This is a genomic window from Virgibacillus sp. MG-45 (assembly GCF_036409425.1).
Lineage (GTDB): Bacteria > Bacillota > Bacilli > Bacillales > Amphibacillaceae > LDC-1.
Genome location: NZ_JAXOFU010000015.1, coordinates 1 through 12,721 on the forward strand (window position 1 = coordinate 1; position 12,721 = coordinate 12,721).

11 protein-coding genes are annotated in these 12,721 nt (G+C 37.5%); 5 read left to right on the forward strand and 6 right to left on the reverse strand.

What is annotated here, in order from left to right:
* Positions 1 to 449 precede the first annotated feature (449 nt).
* A complete protein-coding gene (locus tag SPK86_RS13920) occupies positions 450 to 1,148 on the reverse strand; it encodes an RluA family pseudouridine synthase (RefSeq protein WP_284141404.1) in 699 nt (232 codons plus the stop codon).
* A gap of 156 nt (positions 1,149 to 1,304) precedes the next feature.
* Positions 1,305 to 2,828 carry a BCCT family transporter gene (locus tag SPK86_RS13925; RefSeq protein WP_284141403.1) on the reverse strand — a complete coding sequence of 508 codons (1,524 nt, stop codon included), beginning with the start codon at positions 2,826 to 2,828 and terminating at the stop codon, positions 1,305 to 1,307.
* A 422-nt stretch (positions 2,829 to 3,250) separates the two neighbouring features.
* Between SPK86_RS13925 and SPK86_RS13930 the strand changes: the two genes are divergently transcribed.
* The gene (locus SPK86_RS13930; RefSeq protein ID WP_284141402.1) at positions 3,251 to 3,913 is read left to right on the forward strand and encodes a GntR family transcriptional regulator; all 663 of its coding nucleotides are present in this window, start codon (positions 3,251 to 3,253) and stop codon (positions 3,911 to 3,913) included.
* Between the two features lie 89 nt (positions 3,914 to 4,002).
* On the opposite strand, the gene brnQ is transcribed toward SPK86_RS13930, so the two are convergent.
* On the reverse strand, positions 4,003 to 5,358 hold the full coding sequence (brnQ, locus tag SPK86_RS13935) for a branched-chain amino acid transport system II carrier protein (RefSeq protein WP_284141401.1): 1,356 nt from the start codon (positions 5,356 to 5,358) through the stop codon (positions 4,003 to 4,005).
* 356 nt (positions 5,359 to 5,714) lie between these two features.
* Between brnQ and SPK86_RS13940 the strand changes: the two genes are divergently transcribed.
* From SPK86_RS13940 to SPK86_RS13950, 3 genes are all read left to right on the forward strand, one after another.
* The gene (locus tag SPK86_RS13940; RefSeq protein ID WP_330949637.1) at positions 5,715 to 6,107 is read left to right on the forward strand and encodes a DUF2500 domain-containing protein; all 393 of its coding nucleotides are present in this window, start codon (positions 5,715 to 5,717) and stop codon (positions 6,105 to 6,107) included.
* 152 nt (positions 6,108 to 6,259) lie between these two features.
* Positions 6,260 to 7,303 (forward strand): ArsR/SmtB family transcription factor, encoded by a 1,044-nt coding sequence (locus SPK86_RS13945; protein WP_330949638.1) that lies wholly within the window; start codon positions 6,260 to 6,262, stop codon positions 7,301 to 7,303.
* A 162-nt stretch (positions 7,304 to 7,465) separates the two neighbouring features.
* Positions 7,466 to 8,683: an MFS transporter gene (locus SPK86_RS13950; RefSeq protein WP_330949639.1), complete on the forward strand. Its 1,218-nt coding sequence runs from the start codon at positions 7,466 to 7,468 to the stop codon at positions 8,681 to 8,683.
* Positions 8,684 to 9,056: 373 nt separating this feature from the next.
* Here SPK86_RS13950 and SPK86_RS13955 read toward each other — a convergent pair whose 3' ends face one another.
* Both SPK86_RS13955 and SPK86_RS13960 read right to left on the reverse strand, forming a co-directional pair.
* Positions 9,057 to 10,667 carry an ABC transporter ATP-binding protein gene (locus tag SPK86_RS13955; protein ID WP_330949640.1) on the reverse strand — a complete coding sequence of 537 codons (1,611 nt, stop codon included), beginning with the start codon at positions 10,665 to 10,667 and terminating at the stop codon, positions 9,057 to 9,059.
* Positions 10,664 to 10,825, reverse strand: coding sequence for a hypothetical protein (locus tag SPK86_RS13960; RefSeq protein ID WP_330949641.1), 162 nt, complete (start codon positions 10,823 to 10,825; stop codon positions 10,664 to 10,666). Before SPK86_RS13960 ends, SPK86_RS13955 begins: the two co-directional genes overlap by 4 nt.
* A 108-nt stretch (positions 10,826 to 10,933) precedes the next feature.
* Between SPK86_RS13960 and SPK86_RS13965 the strand changes: the two genes are divergently transcribed.
* Positions 10,934 to 11,782, forward strand: a complete 849-nt coding sequence (locus SPK86_RS13965) for an Rgg/GadR/MutR family transcriptional regulator (RefSeq protein WP_330949642.1) — start codon at positions 10,934 to 10,936, stop codon at positions 11,780 to 11,782.
* A gap of 105 nt (positions 11,783 to 11,887) precedes the next feature.
* Here the strand turns inward: SPK86_RS13965 and SPK86_RS13970 are convergent, their stop codons facing one another.
* On the reverse strand, positions 11,888 to 12,652 hold the full coding sequence (locus tag SPK86_RS13970; protein WP_330949643.1) for an alpha/beta fold hydrolase: 765 nt from the start codon (positions 12,650 to 12,652) through the stop codon (positions 11,888 to 11,890).
* Between the last annotated feature and the right edge of the window lie 69 nt (positions 12,653 to 12,721).

Below are 12,721 nucleotides of genomic sequence, written 5' to 3' on the forward strand. Positions count from 1 at the left end.
GATTTACCTTACCTTTTTGTTTTATACTTCTTTACACAAGATATTGTACGTCATCCGTTTGAGGCATTTCTCGCTCGAGTCGGAGCGTTTCTTGATCGAATTGGGGCTGTTCTCGCTCGAGTTGGGGCTGTTCTCGCTCGAATTTAGAGGGTTCTCGCTCGAGTTAGGGTGTTCTCGCTCGAGTTTGGGGGATTCTCGCTCGAGTCGGAGCGTTTCTTGATCGAATTGGGGCTGTTCTCGCTCGAGTTTGGAGTGTTCTCGCTCGAGTTGGGGATTCTCGCTCGAGTCCAGGTATTTCACGCTCAAGCTGGGGGATTCTGGATCGCTAATACGTCCTATACAACAAAAAACACTCGGAAAAGCGCATTATCTTTTCCGAGCTGTGCCCGAGGAAAAGCGAATCCATTTTCAAACTGCGATGCTATTGTTTTGTCTCATCTACTGTATCGTTATCCAATTTCTTTGTTTATCAACGGTTGCTTCCATAGGTTCCACGGATAAGTCTCTGGATAAATCCCATCTACTGCAATTACTTCATCACGAACTGGATGCGGAAACGAGAGCGTATGCGCAAATAAGGCAAGCTGTTGTCCAGGTTGGTTTACTGTTTGACCATATTTTTGATCACCATAAATTGGCGTCCCGTTTGCAGCGAGCTGCACTCGAATTTGATGAGATCTTCCAGTATGCAGTTGAACCGATACAAGGCTCATTCCTGCTTTTCGTCCCAACACCTCATAACTAAGTCGCGCCTTCTTCGCACCCTTCCGTGTCGGCTCTACGACATACACAATATTTTTCTGTTTATTTTTCCATAAAAAATGCTCTAATTCCCCTTTTTGCTTTACTGGTGTTCCTCGAACAATCGCCAAGTACTTTCTTTCCATTTCATGCCGTTGTAGCATTCGTGATAATCTAGCGGCTGCCTTCGACGTTTTAGCAAAAGTAATCACACCACTAACCGGACGATCCAATCGATGAACGAGTCCTAAATAAACATTGCCAGGCTTTTGATATCGCAGCTTTAAATCCTGCTTTAAGATAGAGAGCAAGTCTAAATCTCGCGAATGATCTCCTTGTACCGGTATATTCATAGGCTTATGTACGATTAATAAATGATTATCCTCGTACAGTATATCTACATCCATGCAAAAATCCTTATCCCTTCGATATAGTACATTCCATGGTATCATATGGATACAGCATTTGCCTGGAAATTGGATAGAATGCTAGGAAATTATATATTTCCGTTCCCAAATAAATGGGCTCTCCTGCTTTAAGAGAGCCCGCCTGCATATTTCTTATTACTTTTTATTAAAAAGTCTTTGCTCCATTGCCATCTTCCTAGCAATTCGTGGCGCATTCCATAATGGTGGTAATAACAGGAATGAGACGGGAACAGCAGTAATGACAATCGAATTTTGAATCGAAGCAATACTGTTTTCTCCGATTGACAAAATCATACTTGTCGTTAATCCAAAAATGATTGCCCAAAACACACGTAACCAACGCTTCGGGTTATCATTCCCTGTTAAAGTCGCCGCAACTGTAAATGACATAGTATCCACCGTTGTTGCAACAAAGATAACAGATACAAGTAAAAATCCAATGCCAATCCATAATCCCATTGGAAGCTGATCAGAAATAGCCATCACAGCAGCAGACATGCCTCCTTCATCTAATGCCTTGGAAACTGAACCTGGATTCTCCATCTCAAAAAACACACCTGTTCCACCTACAACCGAAAACCAGAAATTATTCACGATAGGAGCTACAATCGATACCGCAATTATCAATTCTCGAATCGTACGCCCACGAGATATTCGGCTAATAAATACAATCAGCATTGGTGCATAGCCGATAAACCAACCCCAAAAGAATATGGTCCAATAACTCAGCCAATCTGCATCTCCGCGATAAAGACTCATCGTAAAGAAATGCTGCAAATGGACGCCTGTTCCACCAACAAACGCATCGATGATAAACATTGTTGGACCGATTATTAAAATAATAATCGCTAAAAAGATAGTAAATCCAACATTATATCTACTTAATGTTTGAATTCCCCGATCGACTCCTGTTGCAGCAGATATTGCAGCAATAACAGCCAAAAACAGAACGACGATAACACTTAATGTAAGTGTATTCGGCACTCCGTATAAGTGATGAAGTCCGAATGAAATTTGTAGTCCTAAAAAACCGAGCGGCCCTAATGTTCCAGCAACCGTTGCGATAATAGCAAACGCATCTGCCGAAGTACCAAGGATGCTTTTACCATATATTTTTTCCCCGAAAATAGGATACAACAATCCTCTCGGACGAAGTGGTAGCTTTTTATGATAATGCACATACATCATTACAATGGAAGCTAATGTCCCTAAAATCGCCCATGCACTAAAACCCCAGTGCATAAACGACTGTGCGAATGCATTAAAAATGCTATTTGAACCATCTTCTCCAAATAGAGGTGGCTTCGTCATGTAATGATACATTGGCTCAGAAGCAGCCCAAAACACACCACCACTTGCTAACAGTGTAACCAAAATCATGGATACCCAGCGAAAATAACTATACTTTGGTTTGTCCTGTTTCCCTAGTCGAACTTTTCCATATTTAGAAAAAGCTAATCCAAGACCAACAACAAAATTGGCTAAAAGCAGGACCTGCCAATATGCACCAAAAAAGTTAGCGGAGTAGTTAAAAAGCGATGTGATCACTTTGTCTACTCCATCACTATTAAAATAAGATACGACGATAAATAAAACTAAAAATCCACCACTAATTATAAAAACTGGCCAATCTAAATGATTATTTTCTTTATACTTCACGCTTTTCCTCCTAATTGAAATTAGGAGCAAGTGTCCAAAATAATACGTTTGCCTTTTAGACCGTTGGGCAGAAAGTGACTATTCAAAGCTAAAATAATCATTGACAGAAACCACCAGCTTGCTCATATATACACGATTAAAAATTATAAGGAACGACTTGTTGTTTGTCAAACCGCCATTTCCTAACTATTCTGGGCATATTTCGATTTACTACGGGATTTTTGCTATGTTAGCTATTAATTCCGAATAAATGCTTCCTATACTAACTGTTTATTTGCTAGTCTCTTACTATTTCTTCATTTTTATACTCTATGTTAAATCCTTTATAGCGTTTGCATAATCAAGTCTATGTCCATATACAGCGGTTTCATGTATACTACATATAGACGTATATTACTATATTAGTAGAAGGATGAATAAAAATGCCTATACCTTCCAATTCTGCAAAACTAATTCGTAAATCAGCAAAGGAAAACGTCCTCATGCAGCTTCAACAGTGGATTATTGACGGAACGTTAACACCAGGTGAAAAGATAAATGATAAAGAACTAGCGGAAGCACTTGGAGTAAGTAGAACTCCTGTCCGAGAGGCATTACAACTTTTAGAGGTACAAGGCTTTGTAAAGATGTATCCTGGGAAAGCAACACAGGTTACCGAAGTCGATAAGGAATCAATCAATGAATTACTCCCGCCTCTGGCCGCATTGCAATCGATGTCTGCCGAGCTTGCCATTCCAGAACTCACAGATATACAAATTTTCCAGTTAGAGCAAACGAACCATCGGTTTGCAGAGGCAATTCGTACAGAGAACTACTTTACCGCACTGAAAATTGATGAAGAATTCCATCAGATGATTGTCGACGCAGCAAACAACACGTACATTCATAAAATTATCGATTCACTTCAAGCTCATGTGAGACGATTATTTTTTCATAACTCTATTATATTGACCGAAAAATCGGTACAAGATCATGTGCATATCATAAACTATATAAAGGAAAAAGATCGCACAAAAGCATCGTTAGCAATGCGAGAAAATTGGTTGCGCGCAATTGAGGAATTCCAATCCTTTAACAAAGCTTAAAGAATACTTTCTTACAAATATAAACGCTTTTATAAACGTTATAAAGTATACTAAAAACCCGGCTATCCATTCTGGAAGCCGGGTTCGTATTATGCCTCTACTGTAACTGCACGCTGTATGCGACTAATAATCCCTGTAACGAAAATAACAATTAATACTGGAACGAGCCAGCCGAGCCCATCACTATAAAGTGGCAGGGTCTTTTCATAAAATGAGATAATCGGTGCAAGCCAGTCGAAATAATCGATTTTAAATAAGTCACAAAACGTCTTCAACCCATCAATAATACTAATCAAAAAAGTCACCGCGATGGTAGATACATATACGAACCGCGCATGCGCAAAAAGCGGTGAAAGAAAAGTTAATAGCATCAGTACAATTGCTAATGGGTATAAAAACATCAACACCGGAATCGAATAATTAATAATATTGGCAAGCCCAAAATTAGCTATAATAAAAGTTAACAATGAAAAGAACACAACAAATTTCTTATAGCTAATACGCGGAAATAGTGTATGGAAATATTCTCCACACGCAGTCATTAAGCCAATGCTAGTCGTTAAACAAGCGAGCGTAATAATAACTGCTAGCATAAAGCTGCCAGCCACTCCGAAGTAGTGTGATGCTGCATTGCTAAGAACAGGGCCACCCGTATCAAATAAGCCAAACTGCTGCATACTGGTTGCTCCAAGATAAGCAATTCCTATATAGATGACAGCAAGCAGAAGAATCGCCACAGCGCCGGCCTTTGTAGTTGCAGAAAGTATGCCGCGCGTTGTTTTTACGCCCATCGATTGGACAGCTTTGATGACGATAATACCAAATACAAGTGAGGCCAAGGCATCCATTGTATTATATCCTTCTGTAAAACCTTTCATAAACGGGGCGTTTGCATAGCCTGGCTGCGCAGACTGAAATGCTCCCATCGGTTTTACAAAAACCATCACAAGCAATATCGCTAATAGAACTATAATCCCTGGTGATAATATTTTTCCAACACGATCAACAAGCTTCACAGGATTTAAAGAAAGCCATAAGCTAACCGCAAAGAATATAAAGGTAAATAAAAACAAACCGATTGGATGAAAGGACTCACTCACAAATGGGGCAATTCCAATATCATAAGCAACCGCACCTGTACGAGGAGCTGCAAAAAACGGGCCAATCGTTAAATATAATACCGATGTAAATAAAACAGCATAAACAGGGTGTACTCTACTCGCTAATTCTTGCAGATCACGACTTCCAGAAAATCCAATCGCTAAGATCCCTAGCAACGGCAGCCCTACCCCTGTTATTAAAAAACCAATTACAGCCGGCCATAAATTTTCTCCAGCATTTTGACCAAGCTGTGCTGGAAAAATTAAATTTCCGGCACCAAAAAATAAAGCAAATAACATAACACCCACTATGAAATAGGATGAAAATGGTAGCTTTGAATTCATTCCAATGTTCCCCCTACGATCTGCACACCACTTTTAAAATATGCAATATATCAGTGGAATCATCATACTACCTTTAGTCTAAAAAAACAACAGGTTTCGGCAAATTTTTTGTTTATTTTGAAACACAAGAAAATTTAATGTCGTCATATGTCATCTTATGCGTTCGATCAGCACCGTTTCCTTCGTCGCTTCATGATGGTCCGTTGAATAATATCACGTATTCATCGGCAGTTTAGCCTGCAAATAGTGCCTCCTGCAAATTTGCAGGAGGGGGAAATGGATCCTATGCTATACTATTCCATATATATCCACTCATTTTCGAAATGAAAAAACACGAACAAAAGGAGAATCCAGTTATGAATGATATAAATCCTTCTGGCGACTTTATGTTTAATATAGTCCCGCTTTTTATCGGTATTATCTTTGTCATTATGATCATAATAATTATCGTTCGATCTGTCGGAGCAGTAAAACAATGGAATAAGAACGAACAGTCGCCAAAATTAACCGTTCCAGCAGTTGTAAAAACAAAACGCACTAAAGTAAACCGACACATTCATTCAGGCGAAAACAACATGGGTCACGTAACTACGACATATTTTGTAACAATGGAATTTGATAGTGGTGACCGATCAGAATTTAAAATTTACGGGAAGGAATTTGGTCAGCTTGCAGAAGGTGATGTTGGAATGCTTCACTTTCAAGGCACCCGCTTCTTAGGCTTTGAGAGATCCAGAGAAAATACATAATCCGTTTATTAAATTTATAGCACATACTTAGCAATGTATCGTTGCTAAGTTTTTTTATTAAAATTCAAATAAAATTGAATATTTTATTCAATATTTATTGAATTGACCATCCGAATATTATAGAATAAATGAAAAGGATGGAGGTAATAGAATTGGATATTATTCATGCCACAAGTAGAAAACGAGAAACATACACGGTTCAACTGACTACCTCTCTATTATGGGAGACCGCACTAGGAATAGCGGCAATAACAAATACACCTTTACTTCACACACTAGACAAGTCAACTGCAGATTTGAAAGCACTCAAAAATAGCTTTTCATATGAATTAAGCCAAGAGCTCCATTTTGTTGAAAAAAATAACACGTGGAAAGCGCTCCTTAATTTACTTCACCAAAAAGATTTCAAAAGCATCAACTGTTTCACTGAATTTATCGAGCAGTTATCTCCAGTTGAATTATGCTTTCATTGCCTTCCTTATATTGGACTAGAACATGAAGCGCTGCGGAAGCAAACAGCAAACGGGATCGATTCCGCCCGGCAGCAAATGAAGCAATTAACAACAGAAAATCCTTTCTTACCTTCCTATATTGACTTTATCTCACAGGTTGATACCGCCGTTTTAAAAAAGCATCTTGTCTCTGTTATGACAGGCTGGTATGAAGCAGTTATCCAGCAAAGCAAGGAATCGATCGAAGCTATTTTGCAACAGGACTATAATACAAAGCAAAAGATGCTTCATTCAATGACACCCGAACAGTTTGTTCATTGGGCAACTGGAGGAGTGAACTACCAGCCTGAACCAAGTGTTCAACATGTCCTGTTGATTCCGCAATATATGTATCGTCCTTGGACCATTGAGGCAGACATTGAAGCGACAAAAGTATTCTACTATCCAGTTGCGAATGAAAGCATCACACCGAATGATCGCTTTACACCTAGTAATACGCTACTTCTTAAACAAAGAGCACTCGGTGATGAAACAAGACTTCGCATAGTGAAACATTTGTATGAAGGAGAGGCAACACTCCAAGAGATTTCTACTAAAATGGAGGTTGGTAAAACGACCGTCCACCACCATCTAAAGATTCTTCGTGCAGCAAAGCTTGTTCAAGTAACAAAATCAACATACAAGCTAAATCAAAAAGCATTAGAAACACTTTCAAATGAACTCACATTTTATTTAGATCAGTGAAACCTCAGTCATTGAAGGATTCAATCATCCCATTAGATTGTTAATTGAACAAATCAATAAATCGCGGTCGTTTCAACTCCCACTAATTGTCGCGCGCGATAGAAGTGGGGGCTTGCGCAGCTTACATATGGGATATATTAAATAGATGGATGGGATATTCTGATGAAGCAGAAATTAAAAACGAATCGTTCGTTTCTTCTATTGTTAAGTGGTAATGCTATTTCAGAGCTTGGAGGCGCATTTGGAACATTTTGCAACTCGGTACTGATTTACCAATGGACAGGATCTACGTTGGCATTAAGCAGTATGTGGCTATTATATTTCCTACCTTCCCTTGTATTGCAATTATTTATTGGTCCGTTTATTGACCTGTGGAGCAGAAAGTGGCTAATGATTATTTCACAATGGATTCGTGGAACGATATTCCTTATTCCACTAACCGCTACCATTTTTAATCAACCAGAGCCTTGGACAATTTATGCTGTCCAAACTGTAATCGGACTGATCACGCCTGTCTATACACCAGCAATGCAAGCGATTCTTCCAACGATAATTCCTAAGGAGCAACTCATTACTGCAAATGGAATTGTTGACGGTATGACAAGAACAATGACATTCCTCGGTCCATTGCTAGGCGGAATTGTAGTAGAATTAGCAGGTGCACAATGGACACTTGCTTTCATTAGCACCCTCTTTCTTACAAGCGGTGGGTTGCTGCTCATCGTTAAGGAAGCTACTACCACTTCACAGGAACGAAAAGCATGGGCACAGCAATTTTCAGAAGGAATTACATTTTTCTTTCGGCAGCCTGCAATTGCATGGCTCGCATTTTTTCTAGCAATCGTACAATTCGGCGTTGGTGTAACAATGGTAATTACACTTCCTTATATCACCGAAGAATTAACGGGTAGCAATATCGATTACGGTTACTTTATGGCCGGATTCCCATTTGGCTATGTTATAGGAACCATGCTTGTAGGGAAAATCAAGCTTCCAAGTATTCGCATGCTTATGCTTGGCTCCCTTACTGTAGGTGGACTTACCTTTATCGCGCTCGGTCTCAATCAAAGCATCATTTTAGCCATTGCAATTGAAGCTACTGCAGGGGCTGCCTTAGGAATATTTGGGGTACATAATACGACAATCTTCCAATTAATTGTACCGAATCATATCTTTGGAAAAATCGCTTCCGTTCGACTTGTATTTATTCGCGCAGCTATTCCCATTGGCGTATTCTGTGGAGGTATTCTCAGCGAATGGTTTGGGATTCGTCCCCTATATTTTTTGATCGGTACACTCATTTGTACTATCTCGCTTTCAGGAATGTTGCTGCCGTATTTTAAAATCTTGGATCATGCAATCGCAGAAAAAATAAGTTAATTAGAATGAGCAGCTCGATATAATTATCCCTTATCATAATACAAGGGAATTCAAAATAGAGAAGCAGCAAAAACCTGATCGATTTACTCTCCTCGTAGCTTCGGGAGTTAACCTTTACAGCAATCCAAAATTATTTCCTACTTTATTTTGAAAATCCTTTTGATTTTAGAACAGTATCAATCCCCTATTTAAAAGAGGCTCTGTTTATTTGAAAAGCAACTTTTAAATCAAATTAATATGGGTCTTAGGCTATCCTATACTCTAGCATTGAAGGTATCTGACCTAGAACGAAACTCAACACAGAAAAGTAAATATTAAAGGACCGGATAATTTTGATTTATCAAGTCCTTTTTTAAAAGTATCTTTTAATAAATTAACTTGCTTCTGACACTACGTCTGCGTTTTCTAATTCAAATACATTATCGAACAACTGATAATCTCCTATATCTAATCTGTGTGTTACCATAATAACTGTCAGTGATGGATCATTCCTAAGCATCTCTTCTATAAATTCTGCTGACTTCTTATCCAGTGCTGAAGTTCCTTCGTCAATTAACAATACTTTTTTGTCTTGAATAAAACTTCTTGCCAGTGCTATACGTTGTTTTTGTCCTCCGGATAAGTTCCTTCCATTTTCTTCAAGTATCGAATCCAAATCATCGATAAAGTCAACATTTGCTTTTTGTAGACTGCTATATATTTCATTATCTGTATAGGAATCCCACAATGTAATATTATTTCGCACACTATCTTCAAAAATAAACACGTTTTGATCGATATATTGAATTAATTTTGTTAATTCATCGAGATTAAATGTCTTGATTGATTTATTATTAATTACCACGTCGCCGTCAAAGCTTTTAATCTGTCCAGATATAATTTTTAGTATTGTACTCTTTCCAGACCCACTCTCTCCAACAATTGCGTACTTGCCTCCCCTATCAAAGGTCATATTGATATTGTTAAACACTTGTTTATCTCCATAGGCATACGCCAGGTTACGTAACTCAATGCTTTCTAATGAAGCTAATTTCTCTGATTCCCTAGATTGTTCTTCTAATATTTTTGAGAAGTCATTAATTTTTTCAAGAACAGAGTAAGCAGATTTTATTTGCATTCTTTGTCCACTTAATTGTGCCAATGAGTTGAAGATTGTAGAAGCTAGATTTCCAGTTGTACTTATGGCACCAAATGTGACTTGTTTAAAAATAACTAGTATCCCCGTTACCAAGTCTACAATCATTTGGCAGACAATATTAAGCAGTCCAATTCCATTATTTAATTTTCCATTGGTTTTAGTGTAATTAACTTTTTCTTCAGCGTATGCTCTACTAGATTCTAAAAACTTTTGTTTAAATTGGTTTCTTTTATGAGCAAAATACAGCACATCAAATCCACTGATGTAATTTTTCATTTTGTTTGTTAGTTGTTCATTTGCAGTAGATAACTTCAGCGTTGCCTTTTGAATATATTTTGTAAATAAATTAGGGGCAAAAACCATAACAGTTGCCAGTACTATGGTTGCAATGAGCAAAGCATAATGATAATTGACTAATGCAATTGCGGCTAAAACTATGCTGAAAAAGCTTGAAATATATGCATATACATTCTTGAAACCTACCGTTTCAATTGTATTTAAATCATTTGTCATCCAAGATATATACTTACCATCTGAAAGCTTATGAAAGTCTTGGAAGTTTGCATGTTCCAAGTTTTTAGCGAAGTCAACTCTTATTTGTGTACACATTCTTTGAATAATTTTTTGTTCATAAACACTTTCTCCATAATTAATAATTAACATTAAGGCCCAAGCGACTAAATCAATCAATAGCCATTTTAGAAAACTACCTAAATCCCCATCTATCAAAGAATTTGTAGCAAACGTAAGAATGACTGCTGTTAATACACTTAGTAATGAAACTATGAAAAGCATGAATATGATAAAAATGTTACCGTAGAGTTCCTTTACCATATATTTTTTCATTTTTTCTTCCCCCTTCCTATCTGGAATTCTTTCCATTCTGAAATTAAATCAGCCTTTATCTCCTGTGCCATCTCTTCTTTTGATGTACTTGATGGATTTATCATTTCTATATTTGACATTAGGTGTAATAAGAGAGCCTCTAAAGTACTTTTTGTCATTTAAAATTCCTCCTAATAAATTTCCTTTGATTGGTTATATGGTTATTTTTGCACATTAATTGTATAATCAACTTAAAATTCCCGAAAATGGGAAAAGGTGGTCTTTTTTTGAGAAAGTATGGAGAGGTCTTTCATGAGTTAAGGATTACTAGGGGATTATCTATTGTTGAATTAGCTGATGATATGGTTTCAAAATCTGCCATATCAAGGTTTGAACGAATGGAATCAGATATTGCGTTTGAAAAATTTATTCATATCCTAGAAAAGCTAAAAGTCTCAATGGATGAATTTGTTTATTTGTCTTCAAAGAAGCAGAAAGAAAAGTCCTCATTAGAGTTACTTTCTACATCCATCATTAACAATGATCCAGATATGCTTCGTAAATTGATAGATAACGAGTGGGATTCATTTAAAGTGAATCGCGATATCTATTCGAGACTAATTGCAACCGTATTGGAGTGCCACTATAAAAATATGAAGGGTGAAGAAGTACAGTTTAATAGTAATTTACAATCTCTAACGGATTATTTTTTTCGTTGTCAACTATGGACACAGTTTGATGTGGTTTTGTTTTCTGATTCAATGGCCTATCTTCCAATTGATACAGCAATAGTTATGTCTAAGGAAATTGTAAATAAAACAAAGGAATTTCATAATAATCGTCAAAGTCTAGAGACAATCATCAATACTTTAGAAAATATAACGATGGTATGTTTAGAAAACGGAAGAATTAAAGATGCTAAAGACTTTTTAACAATAATTGATCAGTTAGATATGGATGAAACGTTTATATTCGAAAGACTGATTTTCAAATTTATAAAGGGGTTGTATAAAATTAAAAGTGGAAATGAAATTGAGGGAAAAAAAATTGCTGAAGAATCTTTATATGCCATGCACTTAGCAGAATCCTTTAATTTCGAACGTATTTTCAGAGAATATTTGGACAAATATATTTAAATTTGTTATATAATTGAATGAACTTCATAATTCTAATATGAAGGAAATTTTTTAGTTAGTTAACACTAAAAAAATGCTAGCAATTGGCTGCTAGCATTTTTATTATCATTGTTTCAAAAAGCTTGTTACAAGCTCCATGTATTTTTCTTTTTCTTCAATATTTGGCGCGTGTCCTGAATGCTCAAAAACCACCATCCGCGCTTCAGGGATATGGTCCGCGATTTCCTGCCCTTCCTCTGGAGGATTTAAGCCATCATACCTTCCGCTTATCACTAGCGTGTCAGCAGTAACAGTATGCAGCTGCGGACGAAAGTCAAACTGCGCTAACGCTTTTGCTCCTGCTTCTTGCTCTTCCGGAGTTAAACCCCCTGGCAAACGCTGCAACCATTTTCCAACCTCGTCCATTTGATGAAAAATGTGCGTTGCCAAGTGAGCCATTTGCTCTTCAAACGTAAAGCCTTCCATTTCATCCGCATGCGCTGCTAATAATCCAGTTGCCTCACTTTTTGCATGCGTACTTCCTGAAATAAGAATCATTTTCTTAATACGATCCGGAACAGCAATTGCTACTCCTTGGGCTACATACGTCCCCATTGACATTCCTAAAAGATTCGCCTCCGATATATCTAATGCATCCATTAATTGAATTACATCCTCAATGTGGTCAGCTAATGTATAAGAACGAGGCTTATCCGATTTCCCATGTCCGCGCGCATCTATGGCGATCACTCGAAAATCAGCTTGAAACTTTTCTAGCTCCTGCATCAGCATATGGTGACTTCCTGTTAATCCATGAAGCAGAATCAACGCTTCTCCACTTCCCCTATCCTCATAAAATAAATGAACATCATTCACTTTAATCGTTGGCATCCGCTCACTCCCCTTTTATCATTCATCCATGTTATTTCATTTGATTGTCCGATACCATTATACCAAATA

Coding starts and splice junctions, on each gene's coding strand:
- SPK86_RS13920 (WP_284141404.1), bottom strand. CDS start 1,148: ATGGATGTAGATATACTGTACGAGGATAATCATTTATTAATCGTACAT.
- SPK86_RS13930 (WP_284141402.1), top strand. CDS start 3,251: ATGCCTATACCTTCCAATTCTGCAAAACTAATTCGTAAATCAGCAAAG.
- brnQ (WP_284141401.1), bottom strand. CDS start 5,358: ATGAATTCAAAGCTACCATTTTCATCCTATTTCATAGTGGGTGTTATG.
- SPK86_RS13940 (WP_330949637.1), top strand. CDS start 5,715: ATGAATGATATAAATCCTTCTGGCGACTTTATGTTTAATATAGTCCCG.
- SPK86_RS13950 (WP_330949639.1), top strand. CDS start 7,466: ATGAAGCAGAAATTAAAAACGAATCGTTCGTTTCTTCTATTGTTAAGT.
- SPK86_RS13955 (WP_330949640.1), bottom strand. CDS start 10,667: ATGAAAAAATATATGGTAAAGGAACTCTACGGTAACATTTTTATCATA.
- SPK86_RS13960 (WP_330949641.1), bottom strand. CDS start 10,825: ATGACAAAAAGTACTTTAGAGGCTCTCTTATTACACCTAATGTCAAAT.
- SPK86_RS13970 (WP_330949643.1), bottom strand. CDS start 12,652: ATGCCAACGATTAAAGTGAATGATGTTCATTTATTTTATGAGGATAGG.